This is a genomic window from Vibrio mangrovi (genome assembly GCF_024346955.1).
GTDB lineage: Bacteria > Pseudomonadota > Gammaproteobacteria > Enterobacterales > Vibrionaceae > Vibrio > Vibrio mangrovi.
Window position 1 is genome coordinate 775,023 of record NZ_AP024884.1, and the last position, 13,262, is coordinate 788,284.

Sequence of the window (13,262 nt, forward strand, 5' to 3'; positions counted from 1 at the left end):
CCAAACACAAGAGGTAAGCACATGAACAAGGTAGCATTAATCACCGGAGGCAGTCGTGGAATAGGCCGGGATGCAGCACTGAAGCTGGCTGAACGTAATATCGACATCATTCTGACTTATCATCGCAATGAGAAAGCAGCTCTGGATGTGGTTGAAAAAATCAGGCAGAAAGGTCAGAAAGCATTTGCTTTGCAGTGTGATATTCGAAATATCTCTATGTTTGAGCACTTGGCAAAAACAGTTCATTCAGTGTTAAAAGAACAATTTGGTCGAGAGACATTTGATTACTTATTGAATAATGCCGGAACGGGTTTGCACATGAATATTGAAGAAACAAGTATCGATGATTTCGACGATATGCTGAACATTCATGTTAAAGGGCCGTTTTTCTTCACTCAAAAATTACTGCCACTGATTGGGCACGGTGGTCATATCGTCAATATATCGTCCGGTCTGACACGTTTCTCCTTCCCTGGTTCGGCTGCGTATGCAATGGCAAAAGGAGCAGTAGAAGTCATGACCCGTTACATGGCAAAAGAATTTTCTCCCCAAAGGATTCGTGTCAATACTCTCGCGCCCGGAGCTATCGCGACAGATTTTCGGGGCGGTGCAATACGCGACAATGAACAGGCTCGGGCGATGATCTCTTCTATCACCGCTCTGGGCCGGGTTGGCGAAGCTGAAGATATCGGCAAAGCGATAGCAGCGATTTTTAGCGAAGGGTTAGATTGGATAACAGGCCAGAGAATCGAAGCTTCCGGGGGAATGATGTTATAGGCTGCCAATATACAAATCCGCATCATTAATTTTCAGTAAGTAAATTGCCGGTGCGGATTTGTATTCGAGAGACTAACCATATTGAAAAGCAACTGCGTATACTGAAGTTAATGAAATTACTAGTGTTAATAATGATGTTTTTTTCACAATAAACCCTTTTTAAACGTTTTAACGCTATGTTAGGACATTGTTGTGGTCAATAAAATCCGGATACATTTTTAGCTAATTTTTCTGCTTTCGCAGGTGGCATTTCAGACTGTGATTTAATAAAAGTGTAAGTAACAATGGGGAATGGAATCATAGTCAGTAATTAAATTTCACTGTTCTTGCCATAAGGTTCTAATTTAGTTCCATTGATTTAATCAATAAAGCCATTAAAAACGACGTCTAAATTAGTGAATATTATATAGCTCTATCTAAGTCAACAGATAAATAATATTAAGCTACTATTTTTGTTCGACTAGTAAGTGGTTTGTAACTAAAAACCTTGTCTTTTTCTCACATATTCTGTTAGCTCATCTTTTACTTCAGCGCCCAAGTTTAACATCGCAATAGCTGCATCAAAATGATGAGCCTTGGGTTCTATTAATAAACTATCTGCTTCACCTCGAGCAAAGTCAAAAGCAATATCAACCAAGACTCTAATCTTAATTAATTGGTAAAGACAAGAGCGTTTATATTCAGTTCCCCCAGTACGAGTTTGACTAATTTGTCTCATACGAACATATTGTACTTGTAAGCTACTCAAAATATCAGCTAAGTAATTTGCATCATTTGGTTCTGCTGTTTTTATACATTCTTGAAACACTGGAATATGAGACTGGATTCTATCGGGCAATTTTGTTGTTAAAGCTCGATCGCTTGTTCTTGTATTTTTAGAGTTTTGATAAGCTTCTACTAATAATACTGCACATTCCTCAGTATAATGACATAGATCACTTAATGCTTGAGGCAACATAGCCTTAGCAGCAATAAATTCTCTTTCTCGCTGCCTACGTACATGATACCGAGATATATTAAAAGCGATAATACTAGATCCAAACGCTAACATCCCAACATTAAAAGCTTGCCATGAATACCAGACACCATGAACATATAACCAGCTAAAATCACCATCAAAGAACGGTTGTATGACCATTGAATATATATATATTAAAAATATAAAAATGACTAAGTAATTTACAGTTCCAATAATAAAGTCCCAATCTTTTAGTTTCAAAACCTTATTAACATACATTCTATATATAGCATTAAAATTACGAAAAAAACAATTCTTCATAGTCATCTTTAGTTAATCCTTTTTTTTCAATAATTTTTACTAAACAATCCCTCAAAATTGGGAAAGTTTCATCCATAATAATACTAGGTCTTAATTTCCCTCGACCGTTAACTTTGTAAGTATCTTTAAGAATCCCATCATGAACGGCAGAGGAACGTATACTGTATGCTGCATTTAATAAAGAAGATATTTCCTTCCGCTTGCTAAGTTCAGAAGAAGCCAGCTTTGAACCAATAATTTTTATTTGAAGAGTTAGCTCTCCATTAGTATCAGGTTTTGTTAATATCGACTCAAGAGCAATACCTAAGTCAATTGCTTTATTTACATCATTCCAGGTGTTCATAGCTTGACTACGACGCGCCAATGAAATATCTAAAGGCAATCTAAGATTCTCATTCATAGAAAAGTATTTTTCACATAAATGAGTAATTTGATTAGCGTCAATACCATTCCATGAATCATAATGTTTAGGCTTAATAACATCTAAGTACTGAGTTGAATGTGTGTCTATTATGCCAGAAAGAGGTGTGGCGTCTTCTAAAATACACCAACGTAATTCAATGCAAGGAGCGTGGTTCGAAGCAAATAAAGATAGAAAATTAGTAATTAAAAATTCGTTATTTACGTAACCTCTAATGGTATTGATATTGGCATTACTAAGATCATTCGAAAATAGTTTGCTTTCCATGGGTTGACATAGAAATGTGTAGGGCCGATGAATTCCACTACTAGATGAATAACTTGAAGATAATTCCATTAATTTGTTATTTACATTTTTCTTGATTGTATTAGGTAAATTTTCAAAATCACAAAAATAAATACCATCTATTAATTCTGCTTTCCCTTTAAAATCAACCCCACTAATCAGTGACAGATTATAAATCACAACATCTGATGAAGATTCAAGTTCGAGTAAATACGAATAAGCAAGTTCTGCCCCAACCGTAGAAGCCTCTAAAACTAACCATTTCGCCAAATACAATGCATTAATTTTTTCACCATGTCCGCCAGCACGAAATGTTGAAGAAGATAAACTAGGATGTTCCTCTTCAATAAGATTCGCTAATTTTATTGAATTACGTGACGCACCGAATGCCTTCGCATAATTACGCCAATCATCTTGGGCTATCCATAGAGTAAGTTGATGTATGTTTCCTTCTGCAACTGACGTATTTATCGCTTTAATTATTCGTTGATTCATACAATTACTATCCCTAGTGTCTTATTATTACTAGCGGATTTTAATTGTACACTCAACGACTTTAATTCCAATAACCACTTAGGCCTTATGTGATCGTTGAAAGTACCTCCGCAGTACATCAAGGGGCAAAAACAAGTCAGCGAAATCGGCTGCGAACCGTTGGATTGGTTTAATCCACAAAACAGCTAATTGCCCCACTGCTCACTTCATTTTTACACCTAAACCAAGCGAGACTAGAGTCCCGACCAGTATCGCGATCACCACCGATACCAGTGAACCAATCAGTACATACTCGGTCATGCTCCGGTCGTCTGATTTATTCAGTTCACCAAATCTGAATATGGACTTGGCGGTTAAGACAAAACCCACGGCAGCATAGCTTCCCACCAGCGTAAAAGTCAGGATTAATACCCGTTCTAAGTAGCCAATTAACTCACCACCGGCGACAAGGCCGTGGCTGCTATCTCGGTCTGAGCCGGATATCGGATACTTCCTTAAAACGTGACCAATCACCATCGAAGTCGGCTTAAGTACTAACAGATAAGCAAACACTACCATAACAGCATCCGGGAATTTCTTATGCTGGAGAATGGTATCGATCGTAACACCGTCAGCAATGTGAAAAGCAATTGCCGCCAGTACCAGTACATGTAATGTCTGGTCAATCGCAAAACAGGAAAATTGATCGCCCTTGCGTGTGCTTGCTTTCCATAGGTCGATAACAAAATGACTGACCGTGACAAGAGCAGCCAGACAAACAGTTGAGCTCCAGCCAATCCCTAATGCGATTGCAGGAATGCATAACACCATGCCATGCAACAGCGAGTGAAAGTACAGTTCGGGCGAACGATAAGTGCGCTCTTTCTTGGCTTCAATCCATCGCTTGGGCTGGAGGTAGAAGTCACAGATGATGTGCACCAGCAAAAACAGAGTCAGAACACCAAAAAAATCAGACATGTGTGAATCTCGCTACTTGATTGATAAACCGCTGGTTTAACTCACTGATGAGTGACCAGCCTGAAGCTTTCAGTGATTTACTGGCGGTGGCAATCGCAACCCCGAACTTTTCTGCCAGCTCACTAATCGACAAACCTTCGTTGGTGCGCAGCATCGGCAGGATCATTTCACATTGACGTGAGGTTAATTCGGTCAGTTGCCTGTCGAGATACTTCAGGAGCAAGTCAAAAGACTCTGTGAGTTCGGCGCAGTCAGAATCAAAAAACAACCTTTCCCCTTTCATGGCCTTTAATCCACGGCCGGACAGTACAAATGCCTGCCCCATCGATTCAGAAACCAGCTCACGCAAATCGGCATTTGAGGCAATGGCAAAGCTAATCCGACTGTCAAACGCCTTGCCGAGCGCTTTAATCCCAATCCGGTAAATCATGGTGTATCTCAGCGCGTTTTCAATATCATGCACAACAGTCTGAAACTCATCCCCACGTTCAATACTGTGCGTGTTTGCTGAATCACCTTCGGAGATCCATTGCTGAATCTCTTTGATTCGTTTCAGTAGTTGTTCGTACTGATCAGAGCTTAGTTTCGTCGAGTTCACGACATCACCGCTGATCACTGCGATAGGTTTACAGCCCTGCTCCACATTTAGACTCCTTTTTGCATCTTGGTATAAATTTAGCTATTTATGGCTAATAATGCAAATTTAGCTATTTATGGCTAATAATGTAAATTTAGCTAATTTAGGCTAATGGCTAATGGCTAATGGCTAATATTTAAAACCGCTGTAGTGAAGTCACCCACGCCGTCTTATCACAAGTCAGCGAAGCCGTACTGACTTTATAAAAGGCTTGTGCGATATTATGCACATAACTCAGCGTAAGATGGAATAAACTGCGAGATATGGATCGAAATAACATCCCGTACTTTCGCCGGAAGCAACAGGCTCAGGATGCAGCCTTATCCGGTGAGCTGAAAGATATCCGTTCTGAGAGTCCTCCGGCGACAACACTTTCCCGGCGCGTGTCTGTCTACCCTACTCTGAAAAAGTATCTCGTCACGACCATCCGGCTGTTAACCTGGCTATTGGTGTGTATCGGCGCATTAGCGTTTATCTACGACCGGACTGACAATGTTCATGCCCGGACCATGCAGGCTTTGCAGGTTTTATCTTCAACAACCAATTATGGCCCGGCAGAAGCGGAAGCACTCAAGTATCTGATCCGCAGTGATTGCCTGGGGTTCGAACAGTTTGACTGGTTTAACCCGCAGATGATCGGCAGAGACGATTCATGGCAGCAACATGTGCGTTCAGGTCTGAGAAAGTTACTTTGTGTCCGCACCAGACAACGGCTGTATGACCTGCATATCGGCAATCAGGATTTCACGACCCTTTTCGATTATGATACGTGGCTGTATCCATGGTTCGAACGATCATCATTTATCAATCCCATATTTTCCCGGATGGAAGTGCGTTATGGCTACTTTTACCATTCCAGTTTCAAGAATGCTAACTTTGAGTTTGTGAATTTCTTTGATACGAATCTGGCAAATACCAGCTTTGAAGAAGCCACACTTGTTGGGATCGACTTTATCTCTGATGTGCCGGTATTAAAGCAGTTTCGGGAGGAAAAGAAAGATACGAACGCCGAAAACATCCATTACGAACTCGATATGCTGCGGCTGAACAACACTGCTTTTACTCAAAGTCATCTGTCTTCGGTCAGATTTAAAAATGCCTATCTTGAGAGAAGTCGCTTCGCTGATTCTCAGCTCTGGGATGTTTCCTTTACTGACAGTGAGTTAACCAGCAGTCATTTCGATCATTCAGAACTCAATAATGTCCGCTTTCAAGACAGCAATCTCAGTTGGGCCTCTTTCCGGCAGAGTAAAATCACGGTCACCAACCGCAACGCAACCAAAATATTCGCCGGTACTGATCTGACCCATACCGATTTCACCCAAACAGACTGGGCTGCTGAGTTCTACCAATCAGATAAAGATTTGTATCTTTACGACACGATTCGTGAACACAATCAGGAAGCAATTGACTTAATTTGTCTGGCACTCAGACAGGGAAAGAACTGGCAGCAGTCTTTAAGAAATCAGATGTTCACCTGCTCTCAGCCCTGATCGCCAGAGAACAGTCTTGCGCCGGTTTGCAGCAGCCCGGCAACCTGAAGGGTTGTCTGGTGAAGATTGTTCCGGGCCTGACTGAGCGCATCTTCCAGCGTCACGATGGACTGAACCGTACCGAAAGCTGCATCAATACCGGCATCGTTGAGTTGTTGTCGGGTTGCTTTGACACTGCCGGCAATAGCAATCACCGGCTTGCCATACCGTTTTGCCACACGAGCAATGCCGACCGGAACTTTGCCATTCAGGCTTTGTGTATCAAGGCATCCTTCGCCGGTAATGACCAAATCACAGCAGGCAATTTCCTCTTCCAGCGCGACCGCTTCCATCACCAGCTCGATTCCCGGACATAACCGGGCATGAAGAAAAGCGATAAGCGCAGCACCAACGCCACCAGCCGCCCCGGCTCCGGGCTGTTCATCAACCGCTTTCCCCGACTGTGCCTGAATGACGTCGGCATAATGTGCCAATGCCAAATCCAGCGCTTGCACCATCGCCGGGGTTGCTCCTTTCTGCGGGCCGTACACCGCAGCAGCACCCGATGGTCCGGTTAGCGGATTGGTGACATCACAGGCCACTTCGATGCGACATGACTGCAAACGCGGATCCAGACCGGACAGATCAATCGCATCCAGCCGGGATAACGCTTCGCCACCGGCAGGCAGCTCACGTCCTGCGGCATCGAGAAATGAAGCGCCCAGCGCCTGCATCATACCCACGCCACCATCATTAGTCGCACTGCCGCCAATGCCCAGCACTAAATGACGAATGCCATCATCCAGTGCCGCTTTGATCAACTGTCCGGTGCCAAAACTGGTCGTCAGTAACGGATTGCGCTGCGCCGGAGCGATCAATGCCAGTCCACTGGCAGCGGCCATTTCAATAAACGCCATTTGGCGGTCAGCACTCATGCCCCACCCGGCATCGATTTCCTCTCCGAGCGGATTTTTCACCCTTGCCGTAACTTTCTGCCCCTGACGGGCAGTCACCAGCGCATCGACAAACCCTTCCCCGCCATCGGCGACCGGCTTCTGCACACAAGATGCTTCAGGGAAAACCTGCTTCCAGCTCTTTGCAATGATGTCAGCCACATCTACCGCACTCAGACTCTCTTTAAAGGAATCGGGGGCAATCACAATCTTCATCAGTTTTTCTCCGCAGGAAAGGCTGGCATCTCAAAGTATTCTACACAGACCAATGGCTTGCGGCAGAGGATTCTTTATGACCGATGCCCGAAATCTCATACTTTTTTCATACTTTTGCTTTTCTGCAATCTGATAACTTTCCTTTTGTACCGGCAAAATCCGGTACCGGGCGTAGGAACCCGTCGTATCTCACAGCATATATCATTGCCAACACTATGTTGGTTTCTTATTATGTACGGCCTCAGTGCATCTGAATTATGGTGGACTGGACAAGGCAGCCTTGGCTGGCCGTATCGTGAGTGCGGTATTCCTACACCTTGTTCTAGTTCACCACCCAGAGCGTAGGAACTTTGTGTGGTGATTTAAAATAACTCACGGAGTCTACTATGTTTGAAACCATCCACTATGATCACGAATTTGCGCAGAAAGCCCGCGAATACCTCCGCCAACTGGAAGAAATGTTTGAAGCCGAACAGCGGCAGAACAGTCAGGAGTTGCGGAATGTATTGCTGTATCTCAATAACCTGATCACTACGCATTATGTGCAGTATTACGATGTGACTGATGAGGAAAGCCTGATGTAAGTTTTTGATCGGTTTGTTTTCCGGGCTGCGGCTGTGTACCGCACAATAAAAAAAGCCAGTCACAAGAAGTGTGACTGGCTGTCAATATGAACAAAATTTGGTTCACTAACAACGTCAGTTGGCTAGGTGACCCTCGGCTTAATAAGGGTCATTGTATATAGAGCAGTATCCGTGCCAACTTTTTATAAAAAAATAACTCTTTGTTATATATGAATAAAATAATCACTCACGCCTAAACGATCCTAACATGCTTGCAATAAAGCCCATATTCAATTTGTAATATGAGAAGTTATTTTCATTTTGCAATGATGCATATTGCGAAGTGCAACTTCATGTTGTGATAAGTTATGATACTTTGTCGTAGCGAATTTCGTACTTTTCTTTGTCAGTAGCTCTGCAGAATAGTGACTTAAAGACTCTGTTTTATATTCCATTAAATACATAATTTCTGTAAAATCACACCCGGTGAAATTAAACAGAACTATGATGTCGCAGATTTTAGCGGTTAATCCAATCTTAAACATATTTCGGAACATTCGTTGATTACAATTAAACCAAACCGAATCATACAAATACTACTGATTACTAGTCCATTGATTGGTTTCATTCTTATATCAAGTCTTCTAGTTCAGACAGTTATTGATGCATTTCACCAGTTGGTCACTATTTTTCTGTTCATTAGCTGGGGTATCACCGGTCTGTTTTTCCGTTGCATTTTATTCCATGTATGGAACGCAAAAATAATATCCAGTTCACAAGGTGTAAAATTTGGTTATCAAAAATTAATACCTTGGCCTGAAATATCAAGAATTGAACCTACAGTAGGCTCTGGCCGTTATGCCGGTATCAGAGTGTATTTTAACCGAAACATATATCGTGAACTTCCATTTTGGAGAAGGCCGTTGGTTTCAAAGGAACAATACCACATAGACTATAACACAGGAATGCTTTTCTATAAGTCATCACATGATATCGTTAACGAAATAATCAAAGGTAAACAATAAATACTACAGCAAGGTACTCATATGAAATTACTGACATTATTATTTAGTCTTATTTTACTCTCACCATCAGTATTATCAAAGTCAACACCACAACGCCTGGTCGTTGATAAAGAGCATATACAAATGGGACAGCAGGGCCAAGTATATATAATTCAACCGAGTGATGAATTAATCATTGATGCAAGTAGATATGATTACACGTCATTTAGCTCAATGTTATCTGATACTCCCAATACAGCAAAAGTCATTATAGATGGAACTGAATTTTCATTTTATTGGGAAAAAGAGAAAAACGAATATTTATTAAACAAAGATAGTCTAGTTTCTCACAAAGATATATTTAAAGGATTCGAATCTGGAAAAGAAATCATGTTTGCACTCGGAAAATCAGAAAAAGGAATTGGTGCATTTTATGTATATTGGGTCGGTAAAGCCTTAGTTAAATAAATTGTACAATACTGATTATGCATTGCCATGAAGTTGTAGTAGGCTACAGCATAACCTATCCCTTCCAGAGCAAGCAGAGGTGCACATGAAAGTAGCAGCAGTCCAGTTTAAGCCAGTGATTGGTGATCTCGAGAACAATATTAATCGGCATGTGGCGCTGATTGAACTGGCCGTTCAGGAAGGTGCTGATTTAGTCTATTTCCCTGAGTTGTCTGTCACCGGGTATGAAGCACAGCTGGCAAAGTCATTTGCTCTGGAGTTAAAGGATAACGACTTCGGTATCTTTCAAAATCTCAGTGATACACACGGTGTCACGATTGGTGTCGGTGTTCCGCTTTTATCCGGAGATCAGGTACAGATCGGCATGATTTGGTTTGCAGCAGACAAACCTCAGGCGAGCTATAAAAAGCAGTTACTCCACTCGACTGAACTCTCCTTTTTTGTTCCCGGCACAGAACAGCTTATATTACACAACGGAAATGATCGGCTGGCACCGGCTATTTGCTACGAATCGCTGCGACCCGAGCATGCTGACAATGCCGCCAGTATGGGAACGAACGTGTATCTTGCCAGTGTTGCCGAATCTTCAACGGGCCTCGAAGGCGCAATGAAGCATTATTCAAAGATAGCGAAGCAACATCACATGTATGTTGTGCTGGCAAACTGCCTCGGCTCTTGTGGCAATTTTATGGGTACCGGACATTCTGCCTCATGGGATGCCAACGGTCACTTGCTGGCACAAATGGACGGTGAGTCTGAAGGGATCTTACTGGTTGATACCGAAAACCGTGACACGGATATTATCAGAATATAGTTCCACTGGCCGGCTCTCAGAAGCGAACCACTCTCATTCTTTTCAATTTTCATCTCAACCTTCGCCCGGTTTAACCGGGCAATATCGCAATGATTTACAGTCACTATTATTCCTCTTGTGCTGGCTGAACCAGCATCCGGATCGCGCAGTCACACATATCCTCGATATGCTGACTGTCGGCATAGACACCATCAATCACCAGCCGGGCTAAGCCGTGCATCGTACTCCAGATAACCTGAGCCAGCCGCAGGGTCGCTTCCTGTGAAGAGAAAAGCCCCTGCTGTTGCCAGCGGGCGGTAATATCGACCTGATACTGAAAACAGAGATAAGCAATTTCCTTGAGCGCCGGAGTCGCCTGCGCCTGTTTCCAGATCGCCCGGCCGAACATCAGATCATAAGTTTCCGGCGCTGCGGTTGCATCGTGAATATACTGGTAGAAAAAGCGGCGGAATGTCTCACGCTGATCAGCCTCAGCACATTCGATTAACTGGCTGGTGGACTGATACCAGTGATGAAACCCCTGCTCTGCCAGAGCGCAGAGTAACGCATTCTTATCCTGAAAATGGTGATACAACGCCGTGCGTGAAACCCCGACTTTATCAGCCAGTTTACGCAGTGACAGCGCTTCAATACCGGCTTCTCTCAGCATCGTACCGGCAGCCTGCAACAGGCTCCGGCGTAAATCACCATGATGGTAGTTTGATTTTTCGCTATTCATGATAGGTAAATTAGCACGAATCTTGACAGTGTCAAAATCATAGACAATATTGACACTGTCAAGATAAAAACGTGAGGACTTCATCCATGACTGCATCACCGGCTCATCCACACTATCCGCATCTTTTTCAGCCACTGGACTTAGGATTTACCACTCTGAAAAACCGGGTGCTGATGGGCTCAATGCATACCGGGCTTGAAGAAATTCCTTACGGCGAAAAACGCCTTGCGGCCTATTATGCCGAGCGGGCCAGAGGTGGTGTTGGCCTGATTGTCACCGGCGGCATCGGTCCCAATCCGGAAGGCGCGACACATATTCATAGTCCCGGTTTAGTGACGGCAGAACATATTCAGGCCCACCGGACTATCACTCAGGCGGTTCATGCCGAAGGCGGGAAAATCTGTCTGCAAATTCTGCATACCGGACGATACGCTTATAATCCAAATCTGGTGGCACCTTCCGCGATTCAGGCTCCGATCAATACCTTTAAACCTCATGCTCTCGATGATGAGGGCATTGAAAAACAGCTCGGCGATTTTGTGCATACAGCCCTCAATGCGCAGCAGGCAGGCTATGATGGAGTGGAAATTATGGGCTCTGAAGGTTACCTGCTCAATCAGTTTATTGCCGGACGTACCAATCAGCGTCACGACCAATGGGGCGGTAGCTATCACAACCGGATGCGCTTTCCGCTGGAAGTAGTACGCCGGGTCAGGGAAGCGGTCGGCGAACACTTTATTCTCATCTATCGCCTGTCGATGCTGGATCTGGTGGAAGGCGGCTCCAGTGCGGAGGAAATTATTGAACTCGGTCAGGCGATTGAAGCGGCCGGAGCGACGCTGATCAATACCGGCATCGGCTGGCATGAAGCCAGAATCCCCACGATTGCGACCTGTGTTCCCCGGGCTGCGTTTACCTGGGTGACTAAGCATTTCCGTCAGGCATTCACCATTCCGGTGATCACCACCAACCGGATCAATACCCCGGAAATGGCCGAAAGTGTGTTAGCCAGAGGCGATGCAGATATGGTTTCTATGGCCCGCCCTTTTCTGGCCGATCCTGATTTTGTTTATAAAGCACAACATAGCCGCAGCGATGAGATCAACACCTGTATCGGCTGTAATCAGGCCTGTCTCGATCATGTTTTTGCCGGGAAGCTGGCCAGTTGTCTGGTCAACCCGTTTGCCTGTCATGAAACTGAGCTGGTACTCAGCTCTGCCGCACAACATAAACAGGTTTACGTGATCGGTGCCGGCCCGGCCGGACTGGCCGCCGCAGTCACCGCCGCCCGGCGAGGTCACCGGGTCACATTATTTGATGCAGCAGAAGAGATCGGCGGGCAGTTTAATCTTGCCAGACAGATTCCGGGCAAATCAGAATTCAATGAAACCCTACGCTATTTCGGGCGCCAGCTGGAACGCTTACAGATCGATGTCCGGCTCAATACCAGAATAGATGCTGAACAGTTGAATCACTCCGATGCCGATGAAATTATTGTTGCTACGGGTGTCTGTCCCCGTAAGCCGGACATCGACGGCATCGATCATGCCAAGGTGCTGAGTTATCTGGATGTATTACGGGATAAGAAACCGGTCGGTAAGCAGGTCGCGATTATCGGAGCCGGCGGAATCGGATTTGATGTGGCAGAGTATCTGTCTCATCCGCCAATGCCAGTGTCTGTCCGGACATTTATGCAGGAATGGGGCATCGATATGACGCTGCACGCCCGTGGCGGTGTCGAAGGCATTCAACCCCAGCCACTGCCATCTCCCCGCCAGATTTATCTGCTCCAGCGCAAAAATACCAAAGTCGGGGCCGGACTGGGGAAAACCACCGGCTGGATACACCGCACCGAACTACAACACAGAGGTGTACAGATGATGTCAGGCTGTGAATATCTGCGCATTGATGATGAGGGTCTGTGGCTGCGGGTCAACGAGGAAGAACAGTGCCTGCCGGTTGATCATGTGGTGATTTGTGCCGGACAGGAACCGCTGCGGACACTGATTGACGGGCTCGACAAACCTTATCATCTGATCGGTGGTGCAGATGTCGCCGCAGAACTGGATGCCAAACGGGCCATTCATCAGGGAACTGTCACAGCGATGCAGATATAAGCGGCAACATCTGAAGATAAAGTCTTCCGGCGCAAATCGGCTAGCGCGATAAAAAATCGGGTTAAAAACGAACTAATGGCGGCAAA

At 44.5% G+C, this 13,262-nt stretch carries 12 protein-coding genes; 6 read left to right on the forward strand and 6 right to left on the reverse strand.

What is annotated here, in order from left to right:
* The first annotated feature begins 21 nt into the window (after positions 1–21).
* Positions 22–777, forward strand: coding sequence for an SDR family NAD(P)-dependent oxidoreductase (locus tag OCU74_RS19710; protein WP_087482140.1), 756 nt, complete (start codon positions 22–24; stop codon positions 775–777).
* A gap of 478 nt (positions 778–1,255) precedes the next feature.
* Here the strand turns inward: OCU74_RS19710 and OCU74_RS19715 are convergent, their stop codons facing one another.
* The 4 genes from OCU74_RS19715 to OCU74_RS19730 form a co-directional block, all read right to left on the reverse strand.
* The gene (locus tag OCU74_RS19715) at positions 1,256–2,062 is read right to left on the reverse strand and encodes a hypothetical protein (protein WP_087482141.1); all 807 of its coding nucleotides are present in this window, start codon (positions 2,060–2,062) and stop codon (positions 1,256–1,258) included.
* Positions 2,034–3,257, reverse strand: coding sequence for a HEPN domain-containing protein (locus OCU74_RS19720; protein ID WP_087482142.1), 1,224 nt, complete (start codon positions 3,255–3,257; stop codon positions 2,034–2,036). The genes OCU74_RS19715 and OCU74_RS19720 overlap by 29 nt, the downstream gene beginning before the upstream one ends.
* 201 nt (positions 3,258–3,458) lie before the next feature.
* Positions 3,459–4,214 (reverse strand): DUF3307 domain-containing protein, encoded by a 756-nt coding sequence (locus tag OCU74_RS19725; protein WP_087482143.1) that lies wholly within the window; start codon positions 4,212–4,214, stop codon positions 3,459–3,461.
* Positions 4,207–4,857, reverse strand: a complete 651-nt coding sequence (locus OCU74_RS19730) for a helix-turn-helix transcriptional regulator (protein ID WP_087482144.1) — start codon at positions 4,855–4,857, stop codon at positions 4,207–4,209. The genes OCU74_RS19725 and OCU74_RS19730 overlap by 8 nt, the downstream gene beginning before the upstream one ends.
* A 257-nt stretch (positions 4,858–5,114) precedes the next feature.
* On the opposite strand from OCU74_RS19730, the gene OCU74_RS19735 reads away from it, so the two are divergent.
* Positions 5,115–6,344: a pentapeptide repeat-containing protein gene (locus tag OCU74_RS19735; RefSeq protein ID WP_087482145.1), complete on the forward strand. Its 1,230-nt coding sequence runs from the start codon at positions 5,115–5,117 to the stop codon at positions 6,342–6,344.
* On the opposite strand, the gene OCU74_RS19740 is transcribed toward OCU74_RS19735, so the two are convergent.
* On the reverse strand, positions 6,335–7,492 hold the full coding sequence (locus OCU74_RS19740) for a glycerate kinase (protein ID WP_087482146.1): 1,158 nt from the start codon (positions 7,490–7,492) through the stop codon (positions 6,335–6,337). The genes OCU74_RS19735 and OCU74_RS19740 overlap by 10 nt on opposite strands.
* A gap of 386 nt (positions 7,493–7,878) precedes the next feature.
* On the opposite strand from OCU74_RS19740, the gene OCU74_RS19745 reads away from it, so the two are divergent.
* From OCU74_RS19745 to OCU74_RS19755, 3 genes are all read left to right on the forward strand, one after another.
* Positions 7,879–8,076: a hypothetical protein gene (locus OCU74_RS19745; RefSeq protein ID WP_087482147.1), complete on the forward strand. Its 198-nt coding sequence runs from the start codon at positions 7,879–7,881 to the stop codon at positions 8,074–8,076.
* A 1,025-nt stretch (positions 8,077–9,101) separates the two neighbouring features.
* Complete coding sequence (locus tag OCU74_RS19750) at positions 9,102–9,527, forward strand: hypothetical protein (protein WP_087482149.1); 426 nt, start codon at positions 9,102–9,104, stop codon at positions 9,525–9,527.
* An 85-nt stretch (positions 9,528–9,612) separates the two neighbouring features.
* The gene (locus OCU74_RS19755; RefSeq protein ID WP_087482150.1) at positions 9,613–10,341 is read left to right on the forward strand and encodes a carbon-nitrogen hydrolase family protein; all 729 of its coding nucleotides are present in this window, start codon (positions 9,613–9,615) and stop codon (positions 10,339–10,341) included.
* 106 nt (positions 10,342–10,447) lie between these two features.
* On the opposite strand, the gene OCU74_RS19760 is transcribed toward OCU74_RS19755, so the two are convergent.
* Entirely contained in the window at positions 10,448–11,155 is a 708-nt protein-coding gene (locus OCU74_RS19760) for a TetR/AcrR family transcriptional regulator (protein WP_200807770.1), read from the reverse strand.
* Between OCU74_RS19760 and OCU74_RS19765 the strand changes: the two genes are divergently transcribed.
* Positions 11,146–13,176: an NADPH-dependent 2,4-dienoyl-CoA reductase gene (locus tag OCU74_RS19765; RefSeq protein WP_087482151.1), complete on the forward strand. Its 2,031-nt coding sequence runs from the start codon at positions 11,146–11,148 to the stop codon at positions 13,174–13,176. The genes OCU74_RS19760 and OCU74_RS19765 overlap by 10 nt on opposite strands.
* Positions 13,177–13,262: the final 86 nt, after the last annotated feature.

Coding starts and splice junctions, on each gene's coding strand:
- OCU74_RS19710 (WP_087482140.1), top strand. CDS start 22: ATGAACAAGGTAGCATTAATCACCGGAGGCAGTCGTGGAATAGGCCGG.
- OCU74_RS19715 (WP_087482141.1), bottom strand. CDS start 2,062: ATGACTATGAAGAATTGTTTTTTTCGTAATTTTAATGCTATATATAGA.
- OCU74_RS19720 (WP_087482142.1), bottom strand. CDS start 3,257: ATGAATCAACGAATAATTAAAGCGATAAATACGTCAGTTGCAGAAGGA.
- OCU74_RS19725 (WP_087482143.1), bottom strand. CDS start 4,214: ATGTCTGATTTTTTTGGTGTTCTGACTCTGTTTTTGCTGGTGCACATC.
- OCU74_RS19735 (WP_087482145.1), top strand. CDS start 5,115: ATGGATCGAAATAACATCCCGTACTTTCGCCGGAAGCAACAGGCTCAG.
- OCU74_RS19740 (WP_087482146.1), bottom strand. CDS start 7,492: ATGAAGATTGTGATTGCCCCCGATTCCTTTAAAGAGAGTCTGAGTGCG.
- OCU74_RS19745 (WP_087482147.1), top strand. CDS start 7,879: ATGTTTGAAACCATCCACTATGATCACGAATTTGCGCAGAAAGCCCGC.
- OCU74_RS19750 (WP_087482149.1), top strand. CDS start 9,102: ATGAAATTACTGACATTATTATTTAGTCTTATTTTACTCTCACCATCA.
- OCU74_RS19755 (WP_087482150.1), top strand. CDS start 9,613: ATGAAAGTAGCAGCAGTCCAGTTTAAGCCAGTGATTGGTGATCTCGAG.
- OCU74_RS19765 (WP_087482151.1), top strand. CDS start 11,146: ATGACTGCATCACCGGCTCATCCACACTATCCGCATCTTTTTCAGCCA.
- OCU74_RS19760 (WP_200807770.1), bottom strand. CDS start 11,155: ATGCAGTCATGGATGAAGTCCTCACGTTTTTATCTTGACAGTGTCAAT.